10 protein-coding genes and 2 pseudogenes are annotated in these 13,553 nt (G+C 63.7%); all 12 read left to right on the top strand.

Annotated elements, in window-relative coordinates; all coding sequences use genetic code 11:
• Positions 1–22: 22 nt before the first annotated feature.
• Positions 23–436 carry a tRNA (adenosine(37)-N6)-threonylcarbamoyltransferase complex ATPase subunit type 1 TsaE gene (gene tsaE, locus QQ992_RS25435; protein WP_156867742.1) on the top strand — a complete coding sequence of 138 codons (414 nt, stop codon included), beginning with the start codon at positions 23–25 and terminating at the stop codon, positions 434–436.
• A gap of 11 nt (positions 437–447) precedes the next feature.
• Entirely contained in the window at positions 448–1,878 is a 1,431-nt protein-coding gene (locus QQ992_RS25430; RefSeq protein WP_016712322.1) for an N-acetylmuramoyl-L-alanine amidase, read from the top strand.
• On the top strand, positions 1,875–3,773 hold the full coding sequence (mutL, locus tag QQ992_RS25425; RefSeq protein ID WP_119371603.1) for a DNA mismatch repair endonuclease MutL: 1,899 nt from the start codon (positions 1,875–1,877) through the stop codon (positions 3,771–3,773). The genes QQ992_RS25430 and mutL overlap by 4 nt, the downstream gene beginning before the upstream one ends.
• 1 nt (position 3,774) lies before the next feature.
• Entirely contained in the window at positions 3,775–4,746 is a 972-nt protein-coding gene (gene miaA / locus QQ992_RS25420) for a tRNA (adenosine(37)-N6)-dimethylallyltransferase MiaA (RefSeq protein WP_016712320.1), read from the top strand.
• 94 nt (positions 4,747–4,840) lie between these two features.
• The gene (hfq, locus tag QQ992_RS25415) at positions 4,841–5,101 is read left to right on the top strand and encodes an RNA chaperone Hfq (protein WP_003258160.1); all 261 of its coding nucleotides are present in this window, start codon (positions 4,841–4,843) and stop codon (positions 5,099–5,101) included.
• 12 nt (positions 5,102–5,113) lie between these two features.
• Positions 5,114–6,415 carry a ribosome rescue GTPase HflX gene (gene hflX / locus QQ992_RS25410; protein WP_016712319.1) on the top strand — a complete coding sequence of 434 codons (1,302 nt, stop codon included), beginning with the start codon at positions 5,114–5,116 and terminating at the stop codon, positions 6,413–6,415.
• A 96-nt stretch (positions 6,416–6,511) separates the two neighbouring features.
• Positions 6,512–7,693, top strand: a complete 1,182-nt coding sequence (gene hflK / locus QQ992_RS25405; RefSeq protein ID WP_105946313.1) for an FtsH protease activity modulator HflK — start codon at positions 6,512–6,514, stop codon at positions 7,691–7,693.
• On the top strand, positions 7,693–8,562 hold the full coding sequence (hflC, locus tag QQ992_RS25400) for a protease modulator HflC (RefSeq protein WP_105946312.1): 870 nt from the start codon (positions 7,693–7,695) through the stop codon (positions 8,560–8,562). The genes hflK and hflC overlap by 1 nt, the downstream gene beginning before the upstream one ends.
• Before the next feature lie 301 nt (positions 8,563–8,863).
• A complete protein-coding gene (locus tag QQ992_RS25395) occupies positions 8,864–10,051 on the top strand; it encodes an ATP phosphoribosyltransferase regulatory subunit (RefSeq protein WP_003249540.1) in 1,188 nt (395 codons plus the stop codon).
• 56 nt (positions 10,052–10,107) lie between these two features.
• Positions 10,108–11,400 (top strand): adenylosuccinate synthase, encoded by a 1,293-nt coding sequence (locus QQ992_RS25390; RefSeq protein WP_016712316.1) that lies wholly within the window; start codon positions 10,108–10,110, stop codon positions 11,398–11,400.
• 106 nt (positions 11,401–11,506) lie between these two features.
• Positions 11,507–12,625, top strand: a pseudogene (locus QQ992_RS28190) (methyl-accepting chemotaxis protein); the annotation flags it as partial.
• Between the two features lie 390 nt (positions 12,626–13,015).
• Positions 13,016–13,531, top strand: a pseudogene (locus tag QQ992_RS28185) (methyl-accepting chemotaxis protein); the annotation flags it as partial.
• Positions 13,532–13,553: the final 22 nt, after the last annotated feature.

Raw genomic sequence — 13,553 nt, 5'->3', positions numbered from 1 at the left:
TACGGTCGACTTCGGTGCAAAAATGGCCGAGGTGACCGGTGGTCGCGGCGTGATCTTTCTTGAAGGCGACCTGGGCGCTGGCAAGACTACGCTTTCCCGAGGGCTGATCCGTGGCCTGGGCCATACGGGTGCAGTGAAAAGCCCGACCTTCACCGTGGTCGAACCCTACGAGATCGGTGAGGTCCGAGCATTCCACTTCGACCTGTATCGCCTGGTCGATCCGGAGGAGCTGGAGTTCATGGGGATTCGTGACTATTTCGAGGGCGACCCGCTGTGCCTGTTCGAGTGGCCACAAAAGGGTGCGGGCGTTTTGCCAAAGCCTGACCTGACCATTACCATAAGCCCCCAAGCGGGCGGACGCTCGCTGATCCTTTCGCCGCAGGGGGCTCGCGGCGAGGCCTGGTGCGTGGCACTGGCCAAACACTATAAACAGTAAGTGGGGTAGGTATGCGCATACGCGCACTGGTCGCCATCGTTGGTCTGCTGCTGACAACGGTGACCGTTGACGCTCTGGCCGTCACTCAAGTCAAGAGCGTGCGCCTGTGGCGCGCGCCAGACAACACGCGGCTGGTCTTCGACCTGTCTGGCCCCGTGCAGCACAGCGTCTTCACCCTGAGCGCGCCGGACCGCCTGGTTATCGACATCAATGGCGCGACCCTGGCCGCGCCGTTGAACGTGGCCACCTCCAACACGCCGATCAGCAGCGTGCGTTCGGCCCAGCGTACCCCGACCGACCTGCGCGTGGTGGTCGACCTGAAAAAGTCGGTCACCCCGAAAAGCTTCACCCTGGCGCCGAATGCCCAGTACGGCAACCGCCTGGTGGTCGACCTGTACGACCAGGAAGCCGACGCCATTGCGGCCAGTGCGCCGCCTCCGGCCCCGGCGCCGGTGCAGACGCCTGCCACCACGCCTGCCGTGCCGGTAAGCCCGGCCCAGCCCGCCATCAAGCTGCCACCGGTACCGAGCGGCAAGCGTGACATCGTGGTGGCCATCGACGCCGGCCACGGCGGCGAAGACCCGGGGGCCTCCGGCTCGCGCGGCCAGCACGAAAAAGACATCGTGCTGCAGATCGCCAAAGAGCTGCAGCGCCAGATCAACAGCGAAAAGGGCTTCCGTGCCGAGCTGACCCGTACTGGCGACTACTTCATTCCGCTGCGCAAACGCACGGAAATCGCCCGCAAGAAGGGCGCCGACCTGTTCATCTCGATCCATGCCGACGCGGCACCGTCGCGTGCCGCCTTTGGTGCCTCGGTGTTCGCCCTGTCTGACCGTGGCGCTACCTCCGAGACCGCGCGCTGGCTGGCCGACACGGAAAACCGTTCCGACCTGATCGGTGGTGCCGGCAACGTCAGCCTGGATGACAAGGACCGCATGCTCGCGGGCGTGCTGCTGGACCTGTCGATGACCGCCACCCTCAGTTCCAGCCTCAACGTGGGGCAGAAGGTGTTGGGTAACATGGGCCGCGTCACCTCGCTGCACAAACAGCGCGTGGAACAGGCCGGCTTCATGGTGCTGAAATCGCCGGACATTCCATCGATTCTCGTTGAAACCGGGTTTATCTCGAACAACAACGAAGCCGCCAAGCTGGCCACCGCCAGCCACCAGCAGGCGTTGGCCCGTTCGATCCACACCGGTGTGCGCCAGTACTTCCAGCAAAACCCGCCGCCTGGCACTTATATCGCCTGGCTGCGTGACACCGGCAAGATTGCCGCCGGCCCGCGTGAGCACACGGTACGCCCTGGCGAAACCCTGGCGATGCTCGCCGTGCGCTACCAGGTGAGCGTCGCCAGCCTGCGCAGCACCAACAGCCTCAAGACCGATGAGCTGAAGGTTGGCCAGCGCCTCGACATCCCTGCCACCACATTGGCCTCGCAATGAGTGGCGGTTCGCGCATCCAGCTGCTCAGCCCGCGGCTGGCCAACCAGATTGCCGCTGGCGAGGTTGTCGAGCGGCCGGCCTCGGTCGCCAAGGAACTGCTGGAAAACAGCCTGGACTCCGGTGCCCGACGCATCGATGTGGAAGTGGAGCAGGGCGGCGTCAAGCTGCTGAAGGTGCGCGACGATGGCAGCGGCATTTCTGCCGACGACCTGCCGCTGGCCCTGGCCCGTCATGCCACCAGCAAGATTCGCGAGCTGGAAGACCTGGAAGGGGTGTTGAGCCTGGGCTTCCGTGGCGAGGCGCTGGCTTCGATCAGCTCCGTGGCGCGGCTGACCCTGACGTCGCGTACCGCCAGCGCTACCGAGGCCTGGCAGGTGGAAACCGAAGGCCGTGACATGCTCCCGCGCGTACAGCCGGCAGCGCATCCGGTGGGAACTTCGGTGGAAGTGCGCGACCTGTTCTTCAATACCCCGGCGCGGCGCAAGTTCCTCAAGGCCGAGAAAACCGAATTCGATCACTTGCAGGAAGTGATCCGCCGGCTGGCGCTTGCGCGGTTCGATGTCGGCTTCCACCTGCGGCATAACGGCAAGAGCATCCTCAGCCTGCACGAGGCCCACGACGAAACAGCGCGTGCCCGGCGGGTAGGGGCCATCTGCGGCCCGGGCTTCATGGAGCAGGCGCTGCCGATCGACGTCGAGCGCAACGGCCTGCGCCTGTGGGGCTGGGTCGGCCTGCCGACCTTCTCGCGCAGCCAGGCAGACTTGCAGTACTTTTTCGTCAATGGCCGCGCAGTGCGCGACAAGCTGGTCGCCCACGCCGTGCGCCAGGCCTACCGCGACGTGCTGTTCAATGGCCGGCACCCGACCTTCGTGCTGTTCCTGGAGCTGGAGCCCAACGGCGTCGACGTCAACGTGCACCCGACCAAGCACGAAGTGCGCTTCCGCGAAGGGCGTTCGGTGCACGATTTCCTGTACGGCACCTTGCACCGTGCCCTGGCCGATGTGCGCCCGGAAGACCAGCTGGCCGCGCCTGCCGCCGTGCCTGAGGTGATCCGCCCGACTGGCCAGCAGGCCGGTGAGTTCGGCCCGCAGGGCGAAATGCGCCTGGCTTCGCCGGTGCTCGAGCAGCCTCGTGCCCCGCAGCAGTCGTTCTCCAATGGCGGCAGTGGCGCGGGCTACCAGTATCAGTACACCCCGCGCCCGTCACAGCCGGTGCCGGCTGCCGAAGCGCAGGCGGTGTATCGCGAGTTTTACAAGCCGTTGGAAAACGGTGCGGCGCCGGCGACGGCCCTTCCCGAAAGCCAGGGTGACATTCCCCCGCTGGGCTACGCGCTGGCGCAGCTCAAGGGTATCTACATCCTTGCCGAGAACGCCGTTGGCCTGGTGCTGGTGGACATGCACGCCGCCCACGAGCGCATCATGTACGAGCGCCTGAAGGTGGCCATGGCCAGCGAAGGCCTGAGCGGTCAACCGCTGCTGGTGCCTGAAACCCTGGCCCTGAGCCAGCGCGAAGCGGACTGCGCCGAAGAACACGCGCAGTGGTTCCAGCGCCTGGGCTTCGAGCTTCAGCGCCTGGGCCCGGAGACCCTGGCGATCCGCCAGATCCCGGCTTTGCTCAAGCAGGCGGAGGCCAACCGCCTGGTGCAGGATGTGCTCGCCGACCTGATGGAATACGGCACCAGCGACCGTATCCAGGCGCACCTCAACGAGCTGCTCGGCACCATGGCCTGCCACGGCGCCGTGCGCGCCAACCGGCGCCTGGCCATTCCCGAGATGAACGCCCTGCTGCGCGACATGGAAAACACCGAGCGCAGCGGCCAGTGCAACCATGGCCGTCCCACATGGACCCAGATGGGCCTGGACGACCTGGACAAACTCTTCCTGCGCGGTCGATGAAATGAGCGGCAAGCCCCCTGCAATATTCCTGATGGGCCCGACGGCGGCCGGCAAGACCGACCTGGCTATCGAGTTGACACAAGTACTGCCCTGCGAGCTGATCAGCGTCGATTCGGCGCTGGTCTATCGCGGTATGGATATCGGCTCGGCCAAACCGTCGAAAGAAATCCTCGCTGCCCACCCGCACCGGCTGATCGACATCCGCGACCCGGCCGAGAGCTATTCGGCCGCGCAGTTCCGTGCTGACGCCCTGGAGGCCATGGCCGAGATCACTGCGCGCGGCAAGATACCGCTGCTGGTGGGCGGCACCATGCTCTACTACAAGGCGTTGATCGATGGCCTGGCAGACATGCCGGCCGCCGACGCTGCCGTGCGCGCCGAGCTGGAGGCTCAGGCCGAAGCGCTGGGCCTGGCCGAGCTGCACCGCCAGCTGGCCGAGGTTGACCCGGTGTCAGCGGCGCGCATCCACCCCAACGACCCGCAGCGGCTGATCCGGGCGCTGGAAGTGTACCGGGTGAGTGGCGAGAGCATGACGGCTCATCGCCAACGTCAATTCGCGGAAAGTCGCGGCGCAGACGCAGGCGCTGACGGACATTTGCCCTATACTGTCGCCAGTTTGGCGATTGCTCCTACAGATCGTCACATTTTGCATCAGCGAATTGCGTTACGATTTTCGCAGATGCTGGAACAGGGCTTCGTTGACGAGGTCCGATCGCTGCGAGCCAGAAGTGACTTGCACGCCGGGCTGCCGTCTATACGGGCAGTGGGGTATCGGCAGGTCTGGGATTACCTGGATGGCAAGCTGACTGAGAATGAGATGCGTGAACGCGGTATCATTGCAACCAGGCAGCTGGCCAAGCGGCAGTTCACCTGGTTGCGTGGCTGGCCTGACGTACACTGGCTTGACAGCCTGGCCTGCGACAATCTGTCCCGCACCTTGAAATACCTTGGGGCCATCTCCATATTGAGCTGAGTCCCTGCTGATTGCCGTCTATTCTTGCGAAGGGGCGGCCTAATTTATCGATTTTATTGATTTTCTATTATTTATCCTTACAGGAGTGCGGCATATGTCAAAAGGGCATTCGCTACAAGACCCTTACTTGAACACCTTGAGAAAAGAAAAGGTCCCGGTATCCATCTACCTGGTCAACGGCATCAAGCTGCAGGGCTCGATCGAATCCTTCGACCAGTTCGTGGTACTGCTGAAAAACACCGTCAGCCAGATGGTCTACAAGCACGCCATTTCGACTGTCGTGCCTGCCCGTCCGGTTCGCCTGCCAAGCCCGTCCGATTCCGAACACGGCGACAGCGAGCCAGGCAACGCCTGATAGGAGCCTGCATTGTTCTTTGAGCGCCACGGTGGTGGTGAGCGGGCGTTGCTCGTTCACTTGGAAGGTCAGAACCCTGAGGCGCGCGAAGACCCGCAGGAGTTTCAGGAGCTGGCATTGTCGGCCGGTGCCGACATCGTCTCGTTGGTCACGGTGTCAAGGCATCAGCCTTCCGCCAAATACCTGATTGGCAGTGGCAAGGTCGAGGAATTGCACGACCTGGTCCATGCCGAGCAGGTAGACCTGGTGATTTTCAATCACACCCTCACGCCCAGTCAGGAGCGCAACCTTGAACGTGTGTTCGAGTGTCGTGTGCTCGACCGTACCGGGCTGATCCTCGATATCTTCGCCCAACGGGCGCGTACCCATGAAGGCAAGCTGCAGGTCGAACTGGCCCAGCTGGAGCACATGAGCACGCGGCTGGTGCGTGGCTGGACCCACCTTGAGCGACAAAAGGGTGGTATCGGCCTGCGCGGCCCGGGTGAAACCCAGCTGGAAACCGACCGCCGCCTGTTGCGGGTGCGCATACGCCAGATCAAGTCACGCCTGGAAAAGGTACGCAGCCAGCGCGAGCAGGCGCGCCGTGGGCGCAAGCGCGCAGACATCCCGTCGGTGTCGTTGGTGGGTTACACCAACGCCGGCAAGTCCACGCTGTTCAACGCCCTGACCGAATCCGAGGTGTACGCCGCAGACCAGTTGTTCGCCACGCTCGACCCGACCTTGCGCCGGCTTGAGCTGAACGACCTGGGGCCGATCGTGCTGGCCGACACCGTGGGCTTCATTCGCCACCTGCCGCACAAGCTGGTCGAGGCATTTCGGGCTACGCTCGAAGAGTCGAGCAACTCCGACCTGTTGCTGCATGTGATCGACGCCCATGAGCCAGAGCGCATGGAGCAGATTGAGCAGGTGCTCGCGGTTTTGGGCGAGATTGGCGCTGAAGGGTTGCCGATCCTCGAGGTGTATAACAAACTCGACTTGCTCGAAGATGTCGAGCCGCAGATCCAGCGCAATGCCGATGGCAAGCCGGAACGGGTCTGGGTATCGGCACGCGATGGGCGTGGCCTGGAGCTGGTCGGCCAGGCAATTGCCGAGTTGCTGGGGGATGATCTGTTTGTCGGTACCCTGTGCCTGGAGCAGCGTTTTGCCCGTTTGCGCGCGCAATTCTTTGCCTTGGGTGCCGTGCAGAGTGAAGAGCATGATGAAGAAGGGCGCAGCCTGCTGAGCGTGCGACTGCCCATGGTCGAACTGAATCGCCTGGTCAGCCGCGAAGGCATGGAGCCGCAAGTGTTTGTCGAGCAACACACTTTGCAATAAATGCTCGTCGAGGTCGCCGGGCAGCAGTGACAGGCATTCTGTAGCATTGGACGGCGCGCCGTGGGCGCGTCTTTGCTTTATCAGATGGAGAGCGCTATGGCTTGGAACGAGCCGGGTGGCAACTCGAACAATCAGGATCCCTGGGGCGGCCGCCGTGGTGGCGGTGGCGGTGGTGGTGACAAGAAAGGTCCGCCGGATCTGGACGAGGCCTTCCGCAAATTGCAGGACAGCCTGAATGGCATGTTCGGCAGTGGCAAGAAACGTGGCGGCGGTGACCGCAATGTCGGCAAGGGCGGTGGCCTTGGCCTGCTGGGCATTGGCCTGGCGGTGCTGGCTGCCATCTGGCTGTACAGCGCCGTGTACGTGGTCGACGAGCAGGAGCAGGCCGTGGTGCTGCGCTTCGGCAAGTACTATGAGACGGTCGGTCCCGGCCTGAACATCTACTTCCCGCCGATCGATCGCAAGTACATGGAAAACGTCACGCGTGAGCGTGCCTACACCAAGCAGGGCCAGATGCTGACCGAAGACGAGAACATCGTCGAGGTGCCGCTGACCGTCCAGTACAAGATCAGCAACCTGCAGGACTTCGTGCTCAACGTCGACCAGCCTGAGGTAAGCCTGCAGCACGCGACCGACAGTGCCCTGCGCCACGTGGTGGGTTCCACCTCGATGGACCAGGTGCTCACCGAAGGCCGTGAGCAGATGGCCGTGGATATCCGCGAACGCCTGCAGCGCTTCCTCGACAACTACCGTACCGGTATCACCGTCACCCAGGTCAACGTACAGAGCGCGGCAGCCCCGCGTGAAGTGCAGGAAGCCTTCGACGACGTGATCCGTGCCCGCGAAGACGAGCAGCGTGCCCGCAACCAGGCCGAGTCCTACGCCAATGGCGTGGTGCCGGAAGCCCGTGGTCAGGCCCAGCGCATCATCGAGGACGCCAACGGTTATCGCGACGAAGTCATCGCCCGGGCCAAGGGTGAGGCCGACCGCTTCACCAAGCTGGTCGCCGAGTACCGCAAGGCACCTGACGTGACCCGTCAACGCCTGTACCTGGAGACCATGCAAGAGGTCTACAGCAACACCAGCAAGGTCATGGTGGCCACCAAGGACGGGCAGAACAACCTGCTCTACCTGCCACTGGACAAGATGGTCGAAGGCAGCCGCAACCCGTCCGCGCCAACCAGCAGCGTGTCCCCATCGGTCAACGATGCGGCCGCACGTGCGGCGCAGGACCTGCAACAGCAACAGCAGCCGCTGCGCACTAGGGAGAGCCGCTGATGAGCAACAGATCGCTGATCGCCCTGATCGCCGCCGTGGTTCTGGCCATCGTGGCCTGGAACAGCTTCTACATCGTGTCCCAGACCGAGCGTGCGGTACTGCTGCGCTTCGGTAAGGTAGTCCAGGCGGATGTTCAGCCAGGCCTGCACGTGAAGATTCCGTACGTGAACCAGGTACGCAAGTTCGACGCCCGCCTGATGACCCTCGACGCCCCGACCCAGCGGTTCCTGACCCTGGAGAAGAAAGCGGTGATGGTCGACGCCTACGCCAAGTGGCGCGTCAAGGATGCCGAGCGCTTCTACACCGCCACCTCCGGCATGAAGCAGATCGCCGACGAGCGTCTGTCACGTCGTCTGGAAAGCGGCCTGCGTGACCAGTTCGGTAAACGTACCCTGCACGAGGTGGTTTCCGGTGAACGTGACGCGCTGATGGCTGACATCACCGCATCGCTGAACCGCATGGCCAACAAGGAGCTGGGTATCGAGGTGGTTGACGTCCGCGTCAAGGCCATCGACCTGCCGAAGGAAGTCAACCGCAGCGTATTCGACCGCATGAGCACCGAGCGTGAGCGTGAGGCGCGTGAGCACCGCGCCAAAGGTAACGAGCTGGCTGAAGGTATCCGTGCCGATGCCGACCGTCAGCGCCGTGTACTGCTGGCCGAGGCTTATCGCGAAGCGGAAGAAACCCGCGGTGACGGCGACGCCCAGTCGGCCGCCATCTATGCCAAGGCCTACACCCAGGACGCCGATTTCTACGCGTTCTACCGTAGCCTGCAGGCGTATCGCGAGAGCTTCTCGAGCAAGAGCGACGTGCTGGTCCTGGACCCGAAGAACGAGTTCTTCCGCTTCCTGGACAAGAGCAAGCCGTGATGCTCAGGCCCTGATCTTCATGCAGCGGCGCCCCGCCTGGCAGCTAAAACACCAGGCGGGGTGCATCCTGAATGAAAAGGGGTGTATGATGAGGCAGCCGGGAAATTTCCCGGCTTTTTTGCGTCTGCAAGGTTGATTGGCAACGCGCCAGTTGACGGTTTGGTCAGGTCGCAAGGCAATTTGAGGGTATCGGGTACGGTGGCTGCGCTGGGATCAGTGCTGCCCGCTGCTGTGCGCGATACCGGCTTTACTGACGGCTCGCCTGCTGGCAAGCCGCCCGGACCAGAGGGGAAATGGCGTAATGGCAACGGTAGACCGCTGGCTGCTGCCAGATGGCATCGAGGAAGTACTGCCACCTGAGGCTGCGCGCATCGAGATCGCGCGCCGCCAGGTGTTGGACCTGTTCCAGAGTTGGGGCTACGAGCTGGTCGTCACCCCGCATATCGAGTACCTGGAGTCGCTGCTCACCGGCGCCGGCCAGGACCTGGATCAGCGCACCTTCAAGGTGGTGGACCCGCAGTCCGGCCGCCTGATGGGCTTCCGCGCCGACTTCACGCCGCAGGTGGCGCGCATCGACGCCCACACCCTGCGCCGTGAAGGCCCGAGCCGCCTGTGCTATGCCGGTAGCGTGCTGCACGCCCAGCCGCGTGCACTGTCGACCTCGCGCAGCCCGATCCAGCTGGGTGCCGAGCTGTATGGCGATGCCAGCCCTACCAGTGATGTCGAAGTCATCAGCCTGATGCTCGCCACGCTGCAGCTGGCCGATGTGCCGGATGTGCACATGGACCTGGGCCACGTTGGTATCTACCGTGGCCTGGCCCGTGCCGCCGGCCTGTCCGGTGCGGTGGAGCAGCAGTTGTTCGACGCCATGCAACGCAAGGCTGTCGATGAAGTGCAGGCGCTGACCGCCGACCTGCCGAAAGACCTGGGCAACATGCTGCGCGCCCTGGTCGAGCTGTGCGGTGGCCGTGAAGTGCTGGCCGAAGCCCGCGTGCGCCTGGGCCGTGCCCCGGCCAGTGTGCTGGCAGCGCTGGACGACCTGCTGGCGATCGCTGACCGCCTGGCGTCGCGCTACCCGGACCTGCCGCTGTACTTCGACCTCGGCGAGCTGCGCGGTTACCACTATCACACGGGCGTGGTGTTCGCCGTGTTCGTACCAGGCGAAGGTCAATCGATCGCCCAGGGCGGGCGTTACGACGACATCGGCGCCGACTTTGGCCGGGCGCGCCCGGCCACCGGTTTCTCCACGGATTTGAAGACCCTGGTCACACTGGGGCGAGCGGAGGTCGTATTGCCAACGGGCGGCATCTGGATGCCGGACAGTGGTGATGCGGCCCTCTGGCAGCAAGTCTGCCAGTTGCGCAACGAGGGCCAGCGTGTGGTCCAGGCCCTGCCTGGCCAGCCGTTGAGTGCTGCTCTCGAGGCGGATTGTGATCGGCAATTGATTCAGCAAGACGGGCGCTGGCAGGTTCTGCCGCTGGCCCAGTGAGTTTCTGCGTCGGCAACAGGCCGGCAACCAAGTTTGCGTGAATGAGGACCAATGTAATGGGTAAGAATGTCGTCGTCCTGGGCACCCAGTGGGGTGATGAGGGCAAAGGCAAGATCGTCGATCTGCTGACCGAACATGCTGCCGCCGTAGTGCGCTACCAGGGTGGCCACAACGCGGGTCACACCCTGGTGATCAACGGTGAGAAGACCGTTCTGCACCTGATTCCGTCCGGCATCCTGCGTGAAGGCGTACAGTGCCTGATCGGTAACGGCGTGGTCGTTGCCCCGGATGCCCTGATGCGTGAAATCACCAAGCTGGAAGAGAAGGGCGTACCGGTGCGCGAGCGCCTGCGCATCTCCCCGGCTGCGCCGCTGATCCTGTCGTACCACGTGGCCCTGGACCAGGCCCGCGAAAAAGCCCGTGGCGAAGCCAAGATCGGCACCACCGGCCGTGGCATCGGCCCAGCCTACGAAGACAAGGTTGCGCGCCGCGGCCTGCGCGTAGGCGACCTGTTCCACCGCGAGCGTTTCGCGGCCAAGCTGGGTGAGCTGCTGGACTACCACAACTTCCAGCTGGTGAACTACTACAAAGAGCCGGCCATCGACTTCCAGCAAACCCTGGACGAGTGCATGGCCTACGCTGAACAGCTCAAGCCGATGATGCTGGACGTCACCGCCGAGCTGCACAACCTGCGCCGCGCTGGCAAGGACATCATGTTCGAAGGTGCCCAGGGCTCGCTGCTGGACATCGACCACGGTACCTACCCGTACGTCACCAGCTCCAACACCACCGCTGGCGGCATCTCCACCGGCTCCGGCGTTGGCCCGATGTACCTGGACTACATCCTGGGTATCACCAAGGCCTACACCACTCGCGTAGGTTCCGGTCCGTTCCCGACCGAACTGTTCGACGAAACCGGCGCTACCCTGGCCAAGCGTGGCCACGAGTTCGGTTCCACCACTGGTCGTGCCCGTCGTTGCGGTTGGTTCGACGCCGTGATCCTGCGTCGCGCCATCGACGTCAACAGCATCTCGGGTATCTGCCTGACCAAGCTGGACGTACTGGACGGCCTGGAAACCATCAACATCTGCGTTGGCTACAAGAACGAGAACGGTGCTGTCATCGACGCGCCTTCCGATGCCGACAGCTACATCGGCCTGGAGCCGGTGTACGAAGAGATGCCAGGCTGGAGCGAGTCGACCGTGGGCGTTAAAACCCTGGAAGAGCTGCCGGCCAACGCTCGCGCCTACATCAAGCGCATCGAAGACCTGATCGGCGCGCCGATCGACATCATTTCGACCGGCCCGGACCGCAACGAGACCATCGTACTGCGTCATCCGTTCGCCTGATCTGTCCTCCAGGCTGATCTGACGCCGTGGCCCTGAAAGGGGCTGCGGCGTTTTCATTTCTGCGCCGAGCGAAAGCAGCCAACCGCCTGGCTGAACCTTGGCGTTTATGCCTGCTGTCTCCGGCACAACCCTTGCTGTAAGAAGTTTCTGTAGATGCCATCAAAATAGTGGCGCCAGAAAACACGAGGGTTACACCGTGTCTGCCATCCTCTCACTGTTACGAAGCCGCCTTTTGCGGCCTGTGTTTGTTGCCCTTGGTATCGCTCTTTTGGTGCAGGTGCTGGTTGCCGTTGCGCTTACCCGAAGCACGGTCACTGCCCTGGAGGCCGACCTTGGCGAACGCCTGGGCAATGACAGCCGTCAGTTGGCCGGCGAACTGGAGCAAGCCGGGCAAGATGTGCGCTCGGGCCTGGACGGCCTGTCCAGCAGTACCCGTCAGCGCCTGAGCGCAGGGTTGTCGGCACGCCTGCAAAGTGAACAACAGCAACTGCGCAGCACCCTGGAGAAGAACCTGAAGGACTCCGCCAACGATATGGCAGAGCTGTTGGCCTCGGTGGCCCCGCGTGCCATCTGGGACAACGATGTGCCGGTGCTCTCAGACTTTGCACGGCGTGCCCAGCGCAATCCCAACGTGCTGTTCGTGGTGTACGACGACGCCCAGGGCCAGCACCTGACCCGCTATCTGAACCGGCAAAACCCGGTCAACCAGGCGTTGATGGAAAAAGGCCAGGGCGAGCGAGCGCTGGACAAAGTGATCGATGCCGCCCGGCGCGATCCTGCCGTTTTCTTCGTCGAAGCTTCGATCAGCCCCAATGGCGCAGAAATCGGCAAGGTGGTGATGGGGGTTTCCACAGCGGGTATCGAGCAGGAACTGAAGGCCCTCGATCAGCGTTTCGCGGCCCTGATCGCCAGTGGCGAGCAACTGGTAGGCGACAGCCTGGTCGGCGCTGCTGCTGACAGCGGCAAAACCCTGCGTGAGCGGCTGGAAAAAGCACAGGGCAGTGCCGCTGCCATGCAGGCCAACACCGCGCAAACCGTTCGCGATGCTGCCGGCGAGCTGCGCTGGCGCATTGGTCTGGGCCTGGTGCTGGTTGGCCTGGGTGTGTTGCTGGTGGTGGCCGTGGTGCTTGGTCGTCGTGTGCTGAGCAAGCTTCGCCTGCTGATTGCTGCCCTTGACGACCTGGCGGCAGGCGAGGGCGACCTGACCAAGCGTGTACCACTCGACAGCCGAGACGAGATCGGTGACATGGCTTCGGCCGTGAACCGCTTTGTCGACAAGTTGCAACCGATCGTGCGCGAAGCGGGCGAGGTGGCCCAGCGTACCGGTGTGGAAATTGGCGCGATGGCCCAGCGCAACGCCGGTGCCGATGCTGCTGCTGCGCTGCAGCGCGATGAAGTGGCGGCCAGCCTGCGCGACCTTTCGAGCATGGCCGATGAAGCCCAGGCCGAAAGCCATGCGATGCAGGCGGCATTGAAACAGGTGGTGGATATCCGCCAGGCCACCGACGAAAACAGCCGCACCTCGACCCAGCTCGCAGGGCTGATCGAAAACCTGGCTGGCCAGGTAGAGACGGGCTCTCAGGTGATCGAGCGCCTGGCCAAGCAGAGTGAGCAGATCGAAGTGGTGCTGACGGTTATCCATGGTATCGCCGAGCAGACCAACCTGCTGGCGTTGAATGCGGCCATCGAAGCGGCCCGGGCCGGTGAGACCGGGCGCGGCTTTGCCGTGGTGGCTGATGAGGTGCGGGCGTTGGCGAGCAAGACGCAAAGCTCCACGGGGGATATCCAGGCGCATATCGCTGCGCTGCAGAAGGGCGCCAAGGAAGCTGTGGCGACGATCAGCCAGGCCGGGCTGAAGGCCAGTGAAGGGCTGCTGGTGCTGCGTGACAACGAGCGCCGTCAGCAGTCTGTGCAGGCGGCGGTGGAGCAGGTTCACGCAGCTATCGGCCTGGCTACCCGCGCGGCCGAGCAGCAGGCGAGCGGGGCGCAGGCGGTGCGTGGGCGGGTGGAGACTATTCATGCCCAGGCTGAGCGCTCGGCCGAGGTGGTGATGCAGACCACGGCCAGCAGCAAGGTGCTGGATGACCTGGCTGCACAGCTACGGGCGAGCCTGGGGCAGTTCAGGGCCTGACGCGAATCGTTGTGGGGCGGTG

It is taken from the genome of Pseudomonas kurunegalensis, from assembly GCF_030291635.1.
In the GTDB taxonomy this organism is placed as follows: Bacteria; Pseudomonadota; Gammaproteobacteria; order Pseudomonadales; family Pseudomonadaceae; genus Aquipseudomonas; species Aquipseudomonas monteilii.
This window is presented reverse-complemented; position numbering and strand designations above follow the sequence as displayed.